This is a genomic window from Hymenobacter sp. UYAg731 (genome assembly GCF_054061335.1).
Map to the genome: position 1 here is coordinate 473,776 of NZ_JBSSEC010000002.1, position 18,935 is coordinate 492,710.

Here is an 18,935-nt window from a genome sequence, read left to right on the forward strand (position 1 = left end):
TTTGCCATGACCACCGCCACCAAAGCCGACCAGTTTCAGCTCGACGCCGAAACCAAAGCCTTCGACCGGGAGCACCGCCGCAAAATCCGCTTCAACATCGGCAAGTACGACGCGGCCGTGAGCAACGGCATGAAGCTCTATGACCAGCACGAGCTGGCCCGCGACCGGGGTGCTTACCTGAAAGCCACCGTGCTGGAGAAGCTGGACGAATACCTGCTGCAATTCGAGGCCGCCTTCACGGCGCGGGGCGGGCGCGTGATTTGGGCGCGCGATGCGGCCGAGGCGCTGGCCGAAATCGGGAAGCTCACCAAGGCGCGCAACACCAAAACGGTGGTGAAGGCCAAGAGCATGACCACCGAGGAAATTCACCTCAATAAGTACCTCGCCACGCAGGGCATCGAGTCGGTGGAAACGGACCTGGGCGAGTACATCGTGCAGCTGAACGGCGAGCGGCCCTACCACATCGTGACGCCCGCCATGCACCTGAGCAAGGCCGACATCAACGACATTTTCGTGAAGCACCTCGGCACGAAATCCACCGACGATGCCCAGGAACTGGTGCTCACGGCCCGTCACCTACTGCGCAACAAATACACCGCCGCCGAAGTAGGCGTGACGGGCGGCAACTTCCTCCTGGCCAAAGAAGGCGCGGTGGCCGTGACCGAGAACGAGGGTAACGCCCGCCTCTCGGCTACCTTCCCGAAGCTGCACATTGCGGTGGTGGGCATTGAGAAAGTCATTCCGCAGCTTACCGATTTGGACTTGTTCTGGCCCCTGCTCAGCACCAGCGGCACGGGGCAGCAAGTCACGGTGTACAACACCGTGTACTTCGGCCCGCGCCAGCCCGGCGAGGTGGACGGCCCGGAGGAAATGGTGGTGATTCTGCTCGACAACGGCCGCACCAACCTGCTGGCCCAGCCCGACAAGCGCGCCGCTCTGCGCTGTATCCGTTGCGGGGCCTGCCTGAACGTGTGCCCGGTGTACAAGAACATCGGGGGCCACACCTACGAAACCACCTATTCCGGCCCCATCGGCTCGGTCATCAGTCCGCACCTCTCGGGCCTGCCCGAGCACAAGCATCTGAGCTACGCCAGCAGCCTGTGCGGGGCCTGCACCAGCGTGTGCCCGGTGCGCGTTCCGCTGCACAACCTACTATTGCTCAACCGCCAGCAGAGCGTGCAGGAAGGCTACGCCCCCACCGAGGAGAAGCTCGCCATTGGCCTCTGGAAGTGGAGCATGCAGCACCGTTGGGCCTTGGATTTGCTGCCCGTAAAAATTAAGGACTGGAGCCTGGGCCGCCTGCTGGGCCAAGTGGGCTGGAGCAAGCGCCGCGAAAGCCTGCACATCGCCGGGCCGTCGTTCCGGGCGCTGTGGCAGGCGCGGCCGAAGCGTTAGGCGGCTGGTGGTTCGGCGGTTTGCGGGTGGCGTGCGTATCAGGGTTTTTCACTGCCCATGCACCCGTATCTGCTGCTTGCCCTGCACATCGTAACCGGCCTGGGTGGCCTGATGCTGGTGATTACCACGCTGTCGGCGGCCATCCGCTCGTTCATTCTGCCCCGCAACGAAGTGGTGCGCATGAACGTGTGGGCCTTTCTGGTCATCCGCCAGGTATTCGATATGGCCGCCCGGCTGGCCAATTCCTACGAGCGGCGCGACCGCATCATGGCCCACTACGCGCCAGTAGCACTGGTGGGGCTGCCCGTGTTTTGGGAGGCGCTGGTGAGCCTAGGGTACGCCAGCATGTTCTGGGCGCTGGGCGAAGGCAACTGGGAGCGGTGCTATAAGCTCAGCAGCAGCTCGCTGCTTACGTTGGGCAACTCTTCCTCCCATCGCCTCTTTATTACCGCCCTCAGCTATTCGGAGGCAACGCTGGGCTTTATCCTCCTGACGCTGCTTATTTCCTATTTGCCCACCATCTACCAGGCTTTTTCGCGGCGCGAGGTGACAGTAGCCCTGCTGGAGCTGCGGGCCGGTACGCCCCCCACGGCCGCCTGCCTGCTGGGCTGGCTCAACCACGACGGCTCGGTGCAGAACGACGACCAGCAGTGGGCCGAGTGGGAGCGGTGGTTTGTTGAGATTGAGGAAAGCCACACCTCGCTACCCGTCCTCTCGTTCTTCCGCTCGCCGCAGCCGGGGCGCTCCTGGGTCACGGCCGGCGGACTGATTCTGGACACGGCCGCGCTGCTTTTTGCCGCCGTGGATGGCCCCCAGCCTCGCCAGGCCCAGATTACCTTCAAGGCCGGCTGCCTGGCCCTGAACCGGGTATATCGGTTTTTCGATACCAAAGCCGGAGCCGAACCCACCAGCTTGCTGCCCGCCGAGGAAGCATTCCCCGGCCGGGCCGATTTTGACCTGACCTGCCAGGAACTGGCCGAGCAAGGCCTGAAAATCTGCGAAGACCGGGCCGATGCCTGGCGGCGCTACTGCGAGCTGCGCCGCCGCTATACCACAGCCCTCGATTTCCTGGCCCGCCTCACCATGGCCCCGGGCGCAAAAAGCAGCACGTAGCCCCCGGCCGACGGTATTTTCCGGGCGGTGGCCCAATGCCCGCCCGGCAATGGCCCCAAGGACAACCATAAGCCATCTAAAGGCTTGGTCAGAATATCTTTTGCGGGGAAAAACGGCTTGCAATAGCTCCAGAAGGGCTTTTGCATAATTTCTGCAACAAGAAGGACTACGCCCTTATCAATGATAATAGCCAAGCGCAGGAATATTGATTAATTTACGCCCCCAATTTACTGGGCTTATTCCGCCCGGCTTTTCATTTTTCATTTCCCTCACCCTCTTCCCCAACTCTATTTCCAAACCTCTATGCACACACCTTTTCTAAGCAATCGGCTGGGCCGGTGGCTGGCGGTGACGCTCCTGGCGCTGATGAGCGCCACGACGGCCCACGCCCAGCTCACTGGCACCAAGACCATTCCGACCGACTATGCTACCGTGGCGGCGGCCATCACGGCCCTCAACGCCCAGGGCGTGGGGGCGGGCGGTGTCACGTTCAACATACCGGCCGGCTACACCGAAACCTTCGCCTCGCCCACGGCCGGGGCCATCACGGCCACGGGCACGGCGGCTAATCCCATCGTATTTCAGAAATCCGGCAGCGGGGCCAACCCCAAAATCACGGCCGGCGTGGGCACTGCCCCGGCGCTGGATGCCATCATCAGCCTGGCGGGGTCCGACTACGTGACGTTTGACGGCCTGGAACTGGCCGAAAGCGCCACCAACACCACCGCCACCACGCAGATGGAATTCGGCTTTGCCCTGTTCCGTCCCTCGCCCACCGACGGCTGCCAGTTCAACATCATCCGCAACTGTGTGGTGACGCTGAACAAGACCAATACCGGCACCTTCGGCATCTACGGCGCGGCCAGCACGGCGGCACTGGCTACTTCGGTAGCGGCCACGGCTCCTAGCGGCGCGCACTCCAACAACAAGGTGGATGGCAACATCATCACCAACTCCGCGACCGGGATGTATTTCACGGCCTCGACCGCTACCACGCTGGCCAACTATGACGTGAGCAATGAGATTGGGGTAGTGGCACCCAACACGGTGTACAACTTCGGGACCACGGCCACGGGCTGGGGCATCGGCGGCAACTACCAGAGCGCCTTCAAGGTGGTGAACAACGTGGTGAACAACACGCTGAACTACGCCGGCGGCACTACTTCGGCCGTGGCCGCTTCTACGGTTACCAACACGTTGCGCGGCATTTACGGCAATGCCTGCCCTTCGGCCAGCATCGACATCACTGGCAACACCATTACGCTGGCCAGTGGCACCAGCACTTCGGGCATTACCGGCATCGACAACGGCATTGGCAGCACGGCGGCCGGCAACACGGTAAACATCACGAACAACTCCGTGACGATAACCAGCGCCACGGCCACCAGCAGCACGACCATTGGCATTGTCAACTCGGCTTCGGCAGCCACGGTGAACGTTACGGGCAACACCGTAACGGGCTGTAGCCTGTCGGCGGCCACCACGGCGGCATTCACGGGCATCAGCAACTCGGGGGCGGGCACTACGGCCAACCTGAACAGCAACACCGTTACCAACAATACCACCCTGGGCACGGGCACCATGCTGCTGATTACCGGCGGCTCGCCCACCACGCTAAGCATGAGCAGCAACACGCTGACCGGCAATAGCAAGACGCCCGCAGCGCCCTCATCGAGCATCACGCTGCAGTGTCTCACGGCCGCGACGGCGGCCGTGACGGCCTCCAACAACACGATAACGAATAACACCATCGTGATTTCGGGCACCTCCAGCTCGTCGGGAACCGTTTACGGCTACACCAATTCCAGCAGCCCGCCTACGGAAACGCTTACGTCGAATACCATTACCGGCCTGGCCGTGAGCGGTACTTCGACTTCGGGCAGCCACACGGTGGCCGGCATCCGCACCAACACCATAGCCACCGACGTGCAGACGATAACGCTCAACACCATCGGCAGCCTGTCGGTTTCGGGCAGCGGTACGGGCACGGTTACCGGCCTGCTGTTTCTGACGGGCGGTGGCACGGGCACCAGCATTGCCCGCAACAAAGTGTATGACTTGAGCGCGGTGGGCACTGGTGCCTCCGTGAACGGCGTCAACATCAACGGAGGGGGCACTTACTCGCTTAGCAACAACCTCTTGGGGGACCTGCGTGCGGCGGCAGCCACAGGCCTGACTGCCGTCAGCGGTATTCAGGTATCGGGCGGTACCGGTGCCAACCTCTACTTCAACAGTGTGTACCTGAACGCGACCAGCGCCGGTGCCACGTTCGGCACTTCGGGCATCTACCTGAACTCGACCTCGACCACGCTCGATGCCCGCAACAATATTGTGGTGAACAAGAGCACCGCAGCGGGCACCGGCGGTTTCACGGTGGCCCTGCGCCGCGTGAGCGGCACGGCCGGCACCGTGCCCGCCAACCTGACCACCACCACCAACAACAACCTTTACTACGCCGGTACGCCCTCGGCCACGAACCTGATTTACGTGGAGGGCACCACGGCCACCGTCACCAACGCCCAGCAGACCATCGCCGCCTACAAAGCGTTTGTAGCGACCCGCGAAAGCAACTCGGTGACCGAAGACGTGCCGTTCCTGAGCACCACGGGCGCGGCCACCACCTTCCTGCACGTCAGCCCCACCATCGCCACGCAGGTGGAGAGCGGCGGCACGCCCGTTTCGGGCATCACCACCGATTTTGACAACGATACGCGCAACGCCAGCACTCCCGATATCGGGGCCGACGAAGGCACGTTCATGCCGCAGGATTTGAGCGGGCCGACCATTACCGTGGCAGGCCTGGGCAACACGCCCAGCACCACCAACCGCACCATTGCGGTCACCATCACCGATGCCAGCGGCATTGCCACGGGCACCAACGCCCCGCGCCTGTTTTTCCGCAAGGGCACCAGCGGGGCCTTCCAGAGCGCGGTGGCTACCAGCGTGAGCGGCAGCACTTACACCTTCACGTTTGACTACGCGCTGGTGGGCGGGGTAGTGCCCGGCGACGCCATCCAGTACTACGTGGTGGCGCAGGATGCCAGCAGCAACAGCAACGTGAGCAGCAATCCGCCGGGCGGCACCTTCACCACGCCCCCGAGCCAGGTATACCAGTACCTGATTCAGACCCAGCTCAGCGGCACGTACTACGTGGGCACCGGCACCTCGCCGAACCCCGCGCGCACCTACGCTACCCTGACGGCGGCCGCCACGGCCTACAATCAGAACCAGCTGACCGGGGCCGTAACCTTTGTGCTGCTGGATGCCAGCTACGGGCCGAGCGAAACCTTCCCGATTCAGATTCTGAACAACGCGGATGCTTCGGCCACCAACACGCTGACCATTAAGCCCAACACGGGCCTGACCACGGTGCTCACCGGCAGCAATGCCTCGACCCTGTTCCAGCTGATTGGCAGCGACTACGTGACCCTGGACGGCAGCAACGGCGGCACCATTTCGGCCTCCGACCCGCGCCCCAGCCGCAACTGGACCATCAACAACACCAATACGGCGACCAGCAGCAACGGCATTGTGGTGACGGTATTCACCTCCGGTACCGACAACGCGACTAACAACACCTTCAAAAACCTGGTGATTACGGGCAGCGGCTCGGCCACGGCGCAAGCGGGCATCATTATGCTGTCGGTGACGGGGGCCACGGCGGCCAACAACAACAACAAGGCCCTGAACAATGCCATTTCGGGCAGCGTCTACGGCATCTATACCTCGGGGCCGAGCGCGACGTTGCGCAATACGGGCACCGTCATCAGCCAGAACGACATGACCGTGACCGGCGCGGGTGCCATTGGGCGCTTCGGCATCACGGCGCTGTTCGAAGACGGCATTCAGGTGACGCAGAACACGATTGATGGCATCAACTTCGCGGGCACCGGCGACGTGTGGGGCATCAGCGCGGGCTTCACCGGCATCAGCGCCAGCACCTTCACGGGCAATGACGTAACCAACGCCACCATCAACCGCAACTACGTGGGCGTGGTGAAACAGACGGGCACCTACTCGGCCGTGGGCATCGGCCTGGCGGCGGCCACGGCGGGCACGTCCACCATCAGCAACAACATGGTGGCGGGCGTATCGTCGAACGGCACCTCGGGCGACTTTGGGGCGGGCATCTTCATCGGCGGCGGCGCGGGCTCGACGACGCGCCTGCTCTACAACTCGGTGAGCATGACCGGCACCCAGACCGGGGGCAACTACCCCAGCTTCGCGCTGGCCATCGGCGGCACTACGCCCACGGTGGAAATCCGCAACAACATCCTGCTTAACACCCAGAGCACCGGAGCCAACAGTATTGCCCTGGGCTTTGCTTATAGCAGCACCACGGGCGCTTACGTGGGCCTGACTTCGGACCACAACGACTTCTTCGTGGGCACGGGCAGCACCTTCGCGGTGGGCCAGACCGGTGCCTTGAGCACCAGCGGCGTACTGCGCGCCACGCTGGCCGCGCTGAACACCGAAACCGGCCAGGACAACCCGGCCACGTCGAAAAACGTGAACCCGCAGTTTGTGTCGACCACCAACCTGCACACGACGGCCAGCGCCCTCAACAACGCCGGCGTGCCGGTGAGCGGCGTGACGGATGACTTCGACGGCGAAACCCGCTCGGCCACCACGCCCGACATTGGAGCCGACGAGTTCACCCCGGCGGTCATCGACATTGCCGCTACGGCCCTGCTGAACCCGCTGGCCGCCGGCTGCTACGGTGCCACCGAAGCCGTGGCCGTGAGCATTACCAACAACTCCACCACGGCCATCAACTTTGCCACCAACCCCAGCACAGTGACCGTGACGGTGACCAAGCCGGACAACACGACCCAGACCTTTACGACGACGCTGAGCACCGGCACGCTGGCTGGCAGCGCCACCCAGACGGTGACCCTGCCCGGCACGCTGAACCTGACCGCCACCGGCACCTACACGTTCGCCGTCACCACCGTCACCACCGGCGACGGCACCCCCGGCAACGACAACCTGACTGCCACCCGCACGGTGGTGGGCGTGGCCACCCAGCCCCAACTCGTCATCTTCACCGGCTTCACGGGCTCGAACCTGAGCACGGTATTTCCGGGCTGGAGCGAAGCCACCGGCCCGACGCTGCCCACCGGTACCGCTTCGCTGTGGACGAACCAGACGGGCTTTGGCAGCACAGGCAACACCACGGCCAAAGTGAACCTGTATTCGACGGGCAAGGCCGAGTGGATTGTGTCGCCAAAATTCCTGGCCACCAGTTCCACAGTCCTCACTTTTGATGCGGGCCTGAGCGACTTCGCCAGCACGGCGGCCGACCCGGTCGGCATGACCGGCACCGACGACTTCGTGGAAGTACGCATCTCCACCGACTGCGGCCAGACCTTTGCCCGCATCCCGGCCTTCGCCCAGTTCAACGCTAGCAACCAGCCCACCAACGGCAGCCTGCGCAACTACTCCGTCGACCTGAGCACCTATGCCGGCCAGCAGATTATCCTGGGTTTCTTCGCCTCGGATGGCCCCGTGGACGACGCCCCGGACTACGACTTCCACCTGGATAACATCAGCGTGCGCAGCCCGTTGCCCATCGACTTGGCCCCGCTGGCCCTCGTGACGCCTTCGGCCACCCAAGGCTGCTACTCCGCTGCCGAAACCGTGAGCGTGAGCGTGACCAACGCAGGCTCGCAGGCGCTGGACTTCGCGGCCAACCCGGCCACCGTAACCGCCGTGGTCACCACGCCCGGCGGCTCGCAGACCCTGACGGGCAGCATCACGACGGGTACGCTCGCCGCCGGTGCCAATCAGACCGTGACCCTGACGCCCACCCTCAACATGACGGCCCTGGGCACCTACTCGTTCGCCATTACGGCCACCGTGACCGGCGACCAGACGACCGGCAACGATGCCCTGGCCGCCGTAACCCGCACGGTGGCGGCCCCGGTGGCCGGTACGCTGGCCCCGGCCAGCAGCAGCATCTGCGTGAGCGGCACCGCCGCCCTGACCCTGACGGGTGCCGCCAATGGCAGCATTCAGTACCAGACCAGCGCGGACAATGTGACGTTTACCGACATAGCCGGCGCTACCAGCGCTACGTACACCACGCCGGTGCTCACCAGCACCACCTACTACCGCGTTCAGGTGCGCTGCGGCACGGCCGTAGCCACTTCCAACGTAAGCACCCTCACGGTAACCAACCCGCTGGTGGCCTCGACCAACACGCCGCTCAGCATCTGCGCGGGCAGCACGGCTACGCTCACGGCCACGGCCAGCACCGGCGGCAGCGTGCGCTTCTTCAGCACGGCCACCGGCGGCACCGCTTTGGCTACCACCACCCCGGGCAGCTACACCACCCCGGCCCTCACGGCCTCGGCCACGTACTACGCGGAAGCCTTTACGGGCGGCACGGAAACCGTAGGTAAAACGACTTCCACCCAAACCGATGGCGGCTACAGTGGCAGCAACACCGGCCTGGTGCTCACGGCCACCGGCCCGGCCGTCATTCAGGCTGCTACGGTATACAATGCGACGGCGACGGCCGGCTCGGTAAGCGTCGAGCTGCGCGACAACGCCGGTGCGCTGATTGCAACGGCTGGTCCGTTTGCGGTGGCCGCCGGCAGCACCACGGCGCTCATTCCAACCGTGCTGCCGCTGAACTTGGCGGTACCAGCGGCTGGCACCTACCGTTTGGTAACGGCCAGCACGCCCACGCCGCCCACGCTGTACCGCGACTTCAGCAGCGGCAACACGTTCCCCTTCACCTCGCCCAGCGGGGCCGTGTCCATCACGGGTGGCTACATCAGTGGTGCCAGCACGTCGTACTACTTCTTCTATAACATCGCCATCAGCACCGAATGCGCCGGCGCGGCCCGCACGGCCATTCAGGTGAACGTGACGCAGCCGGCCACGGCCAGCTTTGCGGCGGCTACGGGCAGCGGCTGCGGCACGTCGGCGGTTGCGCTGGCGGGCTCGGTGGGCGGTTCGGCCACGGGTGGCACCTACACAAGCAGCGGCACGGGCACGTTCAGCCCCAATGCCACTACGCTGACCGCTACCTACACGCCCTCGGCGGCTGATGTAGCGGCGGGCGCGGTAACCATCACGCTGACCTCGGCCGGCTCGACGCCCTGCCCGGCTGCTACGGCTACCTTCGCGCTGAGCATCAGCCCGGCTCCGGTGGCCAGCTTCAGCTACCCGGCTACTACTACATATTGCGCGGGCAGCACCAGCACCGTTTCGCCCACGCTGGGCACGGGCGCTTCAGCCGGTACGTTCTCCTCCACCACGGGCCTGAGCATTGACGCCACCACTGGCGTTATCACCCTGGCTTCTTCCACCGCCGACACCTACACCGTGACCAACACGGTGGCCGCCAGCGGGGCCTGTGCCGCCGTTTCGGCGACGACGACGGTGACCATCACGCCGGCTACTTCGGCCGCGTTTGCCTACAGCACGGGCACGTTCTGCGCCAGCGGCACCAACCCCACGCCCACGGTAACCGGTAACGGCGGAGGCACGTTCAGCGCCCCTTCGGGCCTGAGCATTGATGCTACCACCGGTGCCATCAACCTGAGCGCCTCGACCCTGGGCACCTACACCGTGACCTACACGGTAGCCGGTGCCTGCGGCAGCTCCGCTACGGCTTCGGTGACCATCACGGCGGCGCCGGTGGCCACGTTCTCCTACCCGGCCGCTACCACGTACTGCGCGGGCAGCACCAGCACCGTTTCGCCCACGCTGGGCACGGGTGCTTCGGTCGGTACGTTCTCCTCGACCACGGGCCTGACCATCGATGCTACTACCGGCGTTATCACGCTTAGCACTTCCTCCGCCGGTACCTACACCGTAACCAACTCGATTACGGCTTCGGGCTCGTGCGCAGCGGCCACGGCCACCGCCACGGTGACCATCACGCCGGCCACTACGGCCACGTTCGCCTACTCGGGCACCACGTTCTGCGCCACCGCCACCAACCCTACCGCTACGGTGACGGGCACGGCCGGCGGCACGTTCAGTTCGACTACGGGCCTGAGCATCAACGCCACTACCGGCGCGATTAATCTGAGCGCCTCGACCCTGGGCACCTACACCGTGACCTACACGGTGGCCGGTGCCTGCGGCAGCTCGGCCACGGCTTCGGTGACCATCACGGCAGGTCAGGTAGCCACGTTCAGCTACGGCACGGCGGCCACCTACTGCGTGAGCGGCACTACGGCTCCGGCCGTTGTGCTGGGCACCGGCGCTACGGCCGGCACGTTCACTTCGACCACGGGCCTGACGATTAACGCCACCACCGGCGCTATCACGCTGGCCTCGTCCACGGCCGGCACCTACACCGTGACCAACACGGTGGCTGCCGCTGGCGGTTGCGCGGCGGCTACGGCCACCACCACGGTGACCATCACGGCCGCTCCCACGGCCACGTTCAGCTACACTGCTCCGGCGGGCTGCCAGTCGAGCACTACCAACGTTCAGGCAGTGCTCGGCACGGGTGCCACCGCCGGTACCTTCTCCGCTCCAGCGGGCCTGCGCCTGAACATTACGACCGGCGCGATTACGCCGTCTTCGTCCACGCCCGGCACCTACACCGTGACCAACACGGTGGCTGCTGCTGGCGGTTGCGCGGCGGCTACGGCCACGGCCACCTTCACGGTGAATCCTCAGCCGGCCACGCCCACTATCAGCGTGGTATACAACGGGGCCACGACGACGCTGACATCCAGCGCCACGACCGGCAACCAGTGGTACCTCAACGGCAACATCATCACCGGGGCCACGGGCCAGACCTACGTGGTGAACGGCCTGCCGGCTCAGTACGGCACCTATACCGTGGTGGTGACCAACGCCAGCGGCTGCGCTTCGCTGCCCTCGGCCCCGCTGGTTATCACGGCGGCCCGCAACGGCATTGCCGGCGCCAGCCTCCAGGTGTACCCCAACCCAACGCCTACGGGCCAGATGACCCTGGAGCTGACGGGCTACCGCCTCGCTACCCAGCTCACTGTGCTTGATGCCCTGGGCCGGGTTATCATCAGCGAGCTGCTGCCGGCCAATGCCGGTACCGCCACCCGCACCCTCGACCTGAAGGGCGTGGCCACGGGCGTGTATCTGCTGCGCCTGCGCAACACCGATGGCGTAGAAACCCGCCGCCTGGTACGCGAGTAGTCGCGGTTAGGCTAACATTGAAAAGCCCCGCTGGCAATGCCAGCGGGGCTTTTTTGTGCGTTGTTGGCAGGGCTTAGTGGTCGGCCTCGTCGGGCAGAATGTTCACGTCCTGCACCAGCACCATCTTCTCGATTTCCTTGCCGCGCTTGGTGGCGGCCAGGCCGCCGAGGGCGGTTTCCTTGTAGCGGGTTTCCATGGCCTGGCCCACCTCGCCAAGGGCCGCCACGCACTGGTCGACGGGGATAACCGGGTCGATGCCGGCAATGGCAATCTGGGCCGAGCTGAAGGCAATAGCCGCCGCCGAAGCGTTGCGCACCACGCAGGGCACCTCCACCAGGCCGGCCACGGGGTCGCATACCAGGCCCAGCATGCACTGGATGGTGACGGCCACGGCGGCAAACACCTGCTCGACCGGCCCACCCAGGCAGTACACGATGGCCCCGCTGCCCATGGCGGCGGCCGAGCCGGTTTCGGCCTGGCAGCCACCCACGGCTCCGGCCAGCGAGGCATTCTGCTCAATAATGAGGGCAATGCCGGCGGCCACGAGCAAGCCCTCCAGAATCTGGCGGTCGCTCAGCTTGTGCAAGTCCTGGATGGTGACCAACACGCCGGGCAGGATGCCCGAGGCCCCGGCCGTGGGCGCGGCCACCACGCGGCCCATGCAGGAGTTCACCTCCTTGGCTCCCAAAGCCCGGGTAATGAGCTGCTTGAATTCGGGCGAAAGGACAGTGACGGGCGAGGCGGCAATCTTTTTGGCCCCGTTGTTTATCATGCCCGAGCGAGAAGTCATGTCGCCGGTCAGGCCTTCCTTCACGGCGTCGCGCATCACGTCGTAGGCGCGTTGCAGGCCGGTCCAGATTTCGTCTTCAGTACGGCCCTTCTGCTCAATTTCGTAAGCGAGGACGGGCTGGTAGAGGGGTTCGCCGGTTTCGGCGCAGTGCGCGCCCCAGGAGGCGAAATCGTTGAAAAGCAATGACATGGTGCGGGTGGGAATGAGGCCGAAAAAGGAGTAAACGCAAAGCCCCGGCCGAAGGTGTCTTCGGCCGGGGCATAAAGCTACCGGATTGGGGCCGACGGCGACTACGCAGCGGGTTGCTGGGCCGCTTCCGTCACCAGCTTCACGCTGGCCGAGTTGATGCACAGACGCAGGCCGGTGGGCGCAGGACCGTCGGGGAAGGCGTGGCCCTGGTGGGCATCGCACACGTTGCAGAGCACTTCGATGCGGGTCATGCCGTAGCTGGTGTCCTTCTTGTAGCGAATGGCGCTTTCCTCCACGGGCTGGGTAAAGGAGGGCCAGCCGGTGCCGGACTCGAACTTGGTGCGCGAGTCGTAAAGCGGCGTGCCGCAGCACACGCAGGCGTAGAGGCCGGCCTCGTGGGCCTCGCAGTATTCGCCGGTGAAGGCACGCTCAGTGCCGTGCTCACGGGTAACGTGATACTGCTCGGGCGTGAGCTGGGCGCGCCACTCGGCGGGCGTTTTCTCCACCCGGCGGGGCGAGGGAGTGGGATGGTTGGCGAGGCGGATAACGTCGTTCCAGGTTTGCATATTGGGGAGTTATTTGAAGGAAAGCGGCAGGAATAAGGTAAACGCGGCCGGGGCCGGGAGGTTTTCGGCCGTCCCGGATAGACGCGCCCCCGGCACTTTCCTTACAGCAGCGACTCCAGCAGCACCAGGCCCGCTGGCCAGTCGCCGTAGCCGCTGGCCGTGTTGATATGTCCCGCCTCGCCGATATCGACCAGCTCGCTGCCCCAGGCTTCGGCAAACTGCCGGGCGCGGGCGGGCGTTGCCCATTCGTCGTTCTGGCTGAACACGACTTTGCTCGGGAAGGGCAGCCGGGCCAGCGGCATGGGCGCAAAGCCAGTGGTGGGGAAAGCGGCATAGTGCGCGGTTTCCACGTCGCTGGGTGCCACCAGCAATGCCCCCTTGATGCGGTGGCCGTAGCGGCCGGCCCAGTGCGCGATGGTGGCGCAGCCCAAGCTGTGGGCCACCAGCACCACCTGGCTCAGGTCTTCACCATCGAGGGCATCTTCGAGCCGTTCGACCCACTCGGCGCGGTCAGGGCAATCCCATTCGCGCTGCTCAATACGGGTAAAATCCGGCTGCGTGCGCTCAAAATACGTTTGCCAATGGTCGGGGCCCGAACTGCCGAGGCCGGGTACGATGAAGACGCGGGTGGTTTCTTGCATGCCCAAAAGTAGTTGCTCCATTCCTTTCCCAATTACTATGAAAATATTGACCGCCGCCCAAACCCGGGACCTCGACCAAGCCACCATTCAGGAGCAACACTTGCTTTCGGTGGAGTTGATGGAGCGGGCCGCCACCGCTTTCGTGCAGTGGCTCACCAGCCGCTTCACGCCAGTCGAAGCGGGCGAAACCCTGATTCTCTGCGGCCCCGGCAACAACGGCGGCGACGGCCTAGCCATCGCCCGGCTGCTACTCCAGGCAGGCTACGCCGTGCGCGTGGCCCTACTGCCCGCCGAAAAGCACTCGCCCGACTGGCAGCACAACCGCAAGCACCTGCCCGCCGCCGTGCCCGTGGTTGACTTATCGCCGCAATTCCTGCCCACCGTTGCCAAAGATGCCCTCGTCATTGATGCCCTGTTCGGCACCGGCCTTTCGCGCCCTTTGGATGGAGTGGCGGCGGCCGTGGTTCAGCAATTAAACGGTGCTCAGGCCCGCGTTATAGCCATCGACTTGCCCAGCGGCCTCTTCGCCGATGCGCCCCAGCCGGCCGATAGCCCGGTAGTGCGCGCCGCCCACACCGTGAGCTTCGGCCTGCCCAAGCTGGCTTTCATGCTGCCGCAGAATGCGGAATTTGTGGGCGAATGGGAGGTTAAAGACATTGGGCTGAGCGCCCGTTTCATTGCCGCTGCCGAAACGCCCTGGCACTACACCGATGCCGTGGCCGTGGCCGGCGCACTGCCGGCGCGTCCGAAATTCAGCCACAAGGGCACCTTTGGGCACGCCTTGCTACTAGCTGGTAGCCGGGGCAAAATGGGCGCAGCCGTGCTCGCGGCGGGCGCGTGCCTGCGCGGCGGCGTGGGGCTGCTCACGGCCCACGTTCCCGGCTGCGGCTACGACATCTTCCAAATCAGCCAGCCCGAGGCCATGTGCCTGACGGATAAGCAGGTCAATTTTATCAGCAAGCTGCCCAAGCTGCTGCCCTATCAGGCCGTGGGCATCGGCCCCGGCCTAGGACAGGAAGACGCTACCCTGGCCGTGCTGCGCAAGCTGCTGAAAGCGGCAGCCAAGCCGCTTGCAAAAACCGGCCATCCCCTGCCTCTCGTCATCGATGCCGATGCGCTGAACCTCCTCGGCAGCCACCGCGAGCTGCTCAAGCTGCTGCCCGAAAATACCGTCTTCACCCCCCACCCCAAAGAGTTCGAGCGCCTCACCGAGCCCGCCCGCGACGACTACCACCGTCTGGAGCTGCTGCGCGACTTTGCCATCAAATACCGCTGCCTGGTCGTGCTGAAAGGAGCTTATACCTGCCTAGCCACCCCCACCGGCAAGCTGCACTTCAACAGCACCGGCAATGCCGGCATGGCCACCGGCGGCAGCGGCGACGTGCTCACGGGCCTGCTGCTGGCTCTGCGCGCCCACGCGCAACTACCGGCCTTCGAGGCCGTGCGGCTGGGCGTGTACGCCCACGGCCGGGCCGGCGATTTGGCGGCTGCCCGAACCGGGCAAGCCGGGCTGGTGGCGGGCGATATCGTGCGGCACATTGGGCCGGCGCTGGTGGAGGGGTAGTACACGCTTCGTGTAGCACATGCTTCAGCTTGTGCATACCGTTTAACGATGCACAAGCTAAAGCTTATGCTACCCCACGAAATACAGCACGGCCGGCACCAGCAGCACCCCATCGGCCAGGAAGGCGAAGAAGTAGTCGCTGCGGCGCTCATTGGCCAGCAGGATAACCGTGGCGGCGGAGAGCCCCGTGAGCAGCAGCCCCAGCGGGGCCACGCCGCGCTCGAAGCCCAGTAGCATGGCGGCGGCCAGGAAGGCCAGCGCCACGGCCTTGGCCCCGGCCTGGCCCAGCACCACCGGGAAGGTGCGGGTGCCGGCCGCCCGGTCGCGGCTCAGGTCGCGGATATCGAACACGATGGCCAGGGCCAGCACCAGGCAGAAGCGTTGGGCCAGCAGGCCCACGGCCTCGGCCAGGGGGCGGTGCAGGGCCAGCGTGGGCAGCCCCACCGTGATGGCCGACCACACCCCCGCGATGAGAAATATCTTGAGCAGCGGCACCTCGCGCAAGGCCCGGGGCCGCCCGCGCCAGCGCCCCAGCGGCCACGAATACAGCAGCGCCAGTGCCGCCAGCGGCAGCAGCGCCGGCAAGTAGCGCCACCAGCCATCGGCCAGAAACAAGTAGCCGGCCACCAGCGCCGCCACGCCCGCCAGCGCCGCCAGCCCGCGCCGGTGCCGCTGCTGCCAGGCCTTGCGCCCGGAGGTGCCGGCCGGCTGCAAGTGCTTGAAGGGCAGCACCGCATCAAGGTTATAAACCAGCAGGGTGGCGGCGAATACCATCGCCACCACGCGGTAGCTTACGCCGCCGTCAGCGGCGGACCAGCGGCGGAAGCTGGCCGCCGTTTGGGCGGCGGCGGCCCCGGCCAGCCACCCGCTGCTAAACAGCAGCGCATCGAAGGCCCGCCGCAGAACACTACGGGCAGCCACAGGGGCGACCAAGGAAGAGGAAGAATCCACGAACGAAGGTAAATCAGCCCGACTGCCGGCCTGTAGCGCAAACCTAAAAAAGGCGAAGCAGAACCTTGACAGGGTTCGGCTTCGCCTTTGTAGCGGGGGGAATTTCGGCTAAGCCTTGCGGTCGCCGAAGGTTTCTTCGTAAAGCTTGATGCTGTCGTTGATGATGCGGTAGGCATCTTCCTTGCCCAGAAATTGCTCTACTACGACGTGCTTGTTGTGCTCCAGGGCCTTGTAGTCCTCAAAAAAGCGCTGCATTTCGAGCAGCGTGTGCGGGGGCAGGTCGGAGATGTCGTTGTAGTGGTTCACCGAGATGTCGTGGGCCGCTACGGCGATGATTTTATCGTCCTCCTCGTCCTGGTCCACCATCTGCATCACGCCGATGACTTTGGCCTCCACGAGGCACATGGGCACGATATCGACCGAGCAGAGCACCAGAATGTCGAGCGGGTCTTTGTCGTCGCAGTAGGTCTGGGGGATGAAGCCGTAGGCAGCCGGGTAATGCACGGCCGAAAACAGCACGCGGTCCAGCTTCAACAGGCCGCTCTCTTTGTCGAGCTCGTACTTGCCTTTGCTACCTTTGGGGATTTCGATGATGGACTGGACGACGGTAGGGGTTTCGTCGCCGCGCGACACGTCGTGCCAGGGGTTAAAGTGGGTCATAAGAGGGATGAACAGCTGCCGACCTGGCAGCTGGGGATATCAAAATTACGAGTAGACGAGGGAGTTTGTTAATAAAATGTAGCGTGGACTCTGCGAGTCCGCGAGTGAGCGCAGCGAACATTGGGCATATGATGCGGTCGTGGCTGTTCGCTACGCTCACTCGCGGACTCGCAGAGTCCACGCTACTTTCTACCTTCCCAGCACCTCGCGCAACGGCACCCCCGAGCAGCCGCTGGGCTCCTGGATGTGCAGAAACTGCGCGATGGTGGGCGCAATGTCAATGGTGTGGACGGCAGCCGACGACTCGCCGTGCTTCACGCCCCAGCCCCAGAACAGCAGCGGGACGTGCGTATCATACGCGCCGGCCGAGCCGTGGGTGGTGCCCTTCACCACGGGGTAGGCGTAGGCTTCGAGCCAGCCGGGGGCCAGCACGGTGAGCACGTCGCCAGAGCGCGGGGCATAAAAGCCATTTTCCTGGTACATGCCCAGGCCCTCACTCCAGTGGGCGCGCTGGAGGTCGAGGGCGGTGAGGGCCTGCGTGACGCCGGGCAGCGTGAGCAGCGCGGCGGCCACGGCCTGCTGGGCTTTGCCGAGGTCAATGTTCTTCTTCTGGAGCAGCGGGCGGTTGAGGTACACCTGCTGGTTTTCGTAGCTGAGCACCCACTGGCCGGGGCCGTACTGGCGCACCAAGGCGCGCTGCACCGAGTCGCGCATCACCGACGGCCCCACGCCGCCGCCGGGCAGCCGGTGGGCCTGCGAGAAGCCCACGGCGTGCGCAGCGGCGTGGTCGGCGGTGAGGAAAACGAGGGTCTGGCCCTTGCCCACCTGCTTGTCCAGGGCCTCAAACAGGCGGGCCAGCTCGCGGTCGAGGCGCAGGTAGGTGTCTTCGGCTTCGATGGAGTTGGGGCCGAACTGGTGGCCCACGTAGTCGGTGCAGCTGTAGCTCAGGGCCAGGAAATCGGTAATGTTGCGCTGGCCCATCTGCTCCTGACGCAGGATTTCGAGGGCAAAGTCGGTGGTCAGGCTGTTGCCGAAGGGTGTGCTGCGGATGAGGTCGAGGTTCTGGGTGAGGGCCGGCTGGCTCTTCGTTTCGCCCGAGTTCTTGAGGGCGGGCTGCACCGAAGCGGGCGCACCGGCCGAGAGCACCGGCAGGTCGTGCGGAAACACGGGCTTGGTTTCGCCCTTGAACGCACCTTCCCACGGCACGTCATCGGCCGAGCTTTCGGTATAGTCGGCGATGGGCAGCAGCGTGTTCCAGGGCTTGGCGAGGTAGTCGGCGGCGTGGTGGGCGGTATTGAACTTCGTGACCCAATCGGGCAAAGCCGGCTGGTAGAACGTGCTGCTGATAAAGGCCCCGTTGGTGCCGTCGTACCAGTAGGCGGCGGTGGCCGAGTGGCCGGCGGGCAGGATGCTGCCCCGGTCCTTCATGCTGATGCCAATGGTTTTGGCCTGGAAGTTCGTGGCCAGGCGCAGCTCATCGGTGATGGTGGTGCTGAGCAGGTAGCGCGGCGACATCTGGCCGGCCGCCGCCGTGCCGCCCACGGCCTGCACGGTCTTGTCCTCGGTCACGTAGGTTTCGCGGCCTTCCTCGCGCACCCACCAGTTGTTGCCGATGATGCCGTGCCCGGCCGGCGTGGTGCCGGTGTACACGCTGGCGTGGCCGGGGCCGGTGTAGGTGGGCACGTAGTTGTAGTGGCAGCTTTCGTAGCTGAAGCCCTCGCCCAGCAAGCGCCGGAACCCGCCGGCCGGGTACTTGCTCCAGTAGCGGTAAATGTAGTCGTAGCGCATCTGGTCAATCACGATGCCCACCACCAGCTTGGGGCGCGGCACGGGCTCGGCGGGTTTGGCCGCCAGCGTGGGCAGGGCCAGGAAAGCTAAAGCAAGGAGTCTCTTCATGAATAGGCAAATGAGCGAAAGCCCGG

10 protein-coding genes are annotated in these 18,935 nt (G+C 65.0%); 4 read left to right on the forward strand and 6 right to left on the reverse strand.

Annotated features, from left to right (window positions below):
• Nucleotides 1-6: 6 nt before the first annotated feature.
• The 3 genes from ACVWYF_RS06515 to ACVWYF_RS06525 all read left to right on the forward strand — a co-directional run bounded on the left by ACVWYF_RS06515 (nucleotide 7) and on the right by ACVWYF_RS06525 (nucleotide 11,652).
• On the forward strand, nucleotides 7-1,395 hold the full coding sequence (locus tag ACVWYF_RS06515) for a LutB/LldF family L-lactate oxidation iron-sulfur protein (RefSeq protein ID WP_457065839.1): 1,389 nt from the start codon (nucleotides 7-9) through the stop codon (nucleotides 1,393-1,395).
• Between the two features lie 57 nt (nucleotides 1,396-1,452).
• Nucleotides 1,453-2,508, forward strand: a complete 1,056-nt coding sequence (locus ACVWYF_RS06520) for a hypothetical protein (protein WP_457065841.1) — start codon at nucleotides 1,453-1,455, stop codon at nucleotides 2,506-2,508.
• Between the two features lie 303 nt (nucleotides 2,509-2,811).
• Nucleotides 2,812-11,652 carry an Ig-like domain-containing protein gene (locus ACVWYF_RS06525; RefSeq protein ID WP_457065843.1) on the forward strand — a complete coding sequence of 2,947 codons (8,841 nt, stop codon included), beginning with the start codon at nucleotides 2,812-2,814 and terminating at the stop codon, nucleotides 11,650-11,652.
• Between the two features lie 73 nt (nucleotides 11,653-11,725).
• Here the strand turns inward: ACVWYF_RS06525 and sdaAA are convergent, their stop codons facing one another.
• From sdaAA to ACVWYF_RS06540, 3 genes are all read right to left on the reverse strand, one after another.
• A complete protein-coding gene (sdaAA, locus tag ACVWYF_RS06530; protein WP_457065845.1) occupies nucleotides 11,726-12,631 on the reverse strand; it encodes an L-serine ammonia-lyase, iron-sulfur-dependent, subunit alpha in 906 nt (301 codons plus the stop codon).
• Nucleotides 12,632-12,732: 101 nt separating this feature from the next.
• Nucleotides 12,733-13,197, reverse strand: a complete 465-nt coding sequence (msrB, locus tag ACVWYF_RS06535; protein ID WP_457065847.1) for a peptide-methionine (R)-S-oxide reductase MsrB — start codon at nucleotides 13,195-13,197, stop codon at nucleotides 12,733-12,735.
• Between the two features lie 101 nt (nucleotides 13,198-13,298).
• Nucleotides 13,299-13,838, reverse strand: coding sequence for an RBBP9/YdeN family alpha/beta hydrolase (locus ACVWYF_RS06540; protein ID WP_457065849.1), 540 nt, complete (start codon nucleotides 13,836-13,838; stop codon nucleotides 13,299-13,301).
• 37 nt (nucleotides 13,839-13,875) lie between these two features.
• Here ACVWYF_RS06540 and ACVWYF_RS06545 point away from each other — a divergent pair, with 37 nt between their 5' ends.
• Nucleotides 13,876-15,402, forward strand: a complete 1,527-nt coding sequence (locus ACVWYF_RS06545) for an NAD(P)H-hydrate dehydratase (RefSeq protein ID WP_457065851.1) — start codon at nucleotides 13,876-13,878, stop codon at nucleotides 15,400-15,402.
• 69 nt (nucleotides 15,403-15,471) lie between these two features.
• Here ACVWYF_RS06545 and ACVWYF_RS06550 read toward each other — a convergent pair whose 3' ends face one another.
• The 3 genes from ACVWYF_RS06550 to pafA form a co-directional block, all read right to left on the reverse strand.
• Nucleotides 15,472-16,323 (reverse strand): hypothetical protein, encoded by an 852-nt coding sequence (locus ACVWYF_RS06550; RefSeq protein WP_457065853.1) that lies wholly within the window; start codon nucleotides 16,321-16,323, stop codon nucleotides 15,472-15,474.
• A gap of 138 nt (nucleotides 16,324-16,461) precedes the next feature.
• Nucleotides 16,462-17,013 (reverse strand): inorganic diphosphatase, encoded by a 552-nt coding sequence (locus ACVWYF_RS06555; protein WP_457065855.1) that lies wholly within the window; start codon nucleotides 17,011-17,013, stop codon nucleotides 16,462-16,464.
• 189 nt (nucleotides 17,014-17,202) lie between these two features.
• Nucleotides 17,203-18,909 carry an alkaline phosphatase PafA gene (pafA, locus tag ACVWYF_RS06560; protein WP_457065857.1) on the reverse strand — a complete coding sequence of 569 codons (1,707 nt, stop codon included), beginning with the start codon at nucleotides 18,907-18,909 and terminating at the stop codon, nucleotides 17,203-17,205.
• Between the last annotated feature and the right edge of the window lie 26 nt (nucleotides 18,910-18,935).

Bases quoted from the DNA above. Each gene is read 5' to 3' on its own strand.
- ACVWYF_RS06525 (WP_457065843.1), top strand. From the start codon at position 2,812: ATGCACACACCTTTTCTAAGCAATCGGCTGGGCCGGTGGCTGGCGGTG.
- ACVWYF_RS06515 (WP_457065839.1), top strand. From the start codon at position 7: ATGACCACCGCCACCAAAGCCGACCAGTTTCAGCTCGACGCCGAAACC.
- pafA (WP_457065857.1), bottom strand. From the start codon at position 18,909: ATGAAGAGACTCCTTGCTTTAGCTTTCCTGGCCCTGCCCACGCTGGCG.
- ACVWYF_RS06545 (WP_457065851.1), top strand. From the start codon at position 13,876: ATGAAAATATTGACCGCCGCCCAAACCCGGGACCTCGACCAAGCCACC.
- ACVWYF_RS06540 (WP_457065849.1), bottom strand. From the start codon at position 13,838: ATGCAAGAAACCACCCGCGTCTTCATCGTACCCGGCCTCGGCAGTTCG.
- msrB (WP_457065847.1), bottom strand. From the start codon at position 13,197: ATGCAAACCTGGAACGACGTTATCCGCCTCGCCAACCATCCCACTCCC.
- ACVWYF_RS06520 (WP_457065841.1), top strand. From the start codon at position 1,453: ATGCACCCGTATCTGCTGCTTGCCCTGCACATCGTAACCGGCCTGGGT.
- ACVWYF_RS06555 (WP_457065855.1), bottom strand. From the start codon at position 17,013: ATGACCCACTTTAACCCCTGGCACGACGTGTCGCGCGGCGACGAAACC.
- sdaAA (WP_457065845.1), bottom strand. From the start codon at position 12,631: ATGTCATTGCTTTTCAACGATTTCGCCTCCTGGGGCGCGCACTGCGCC.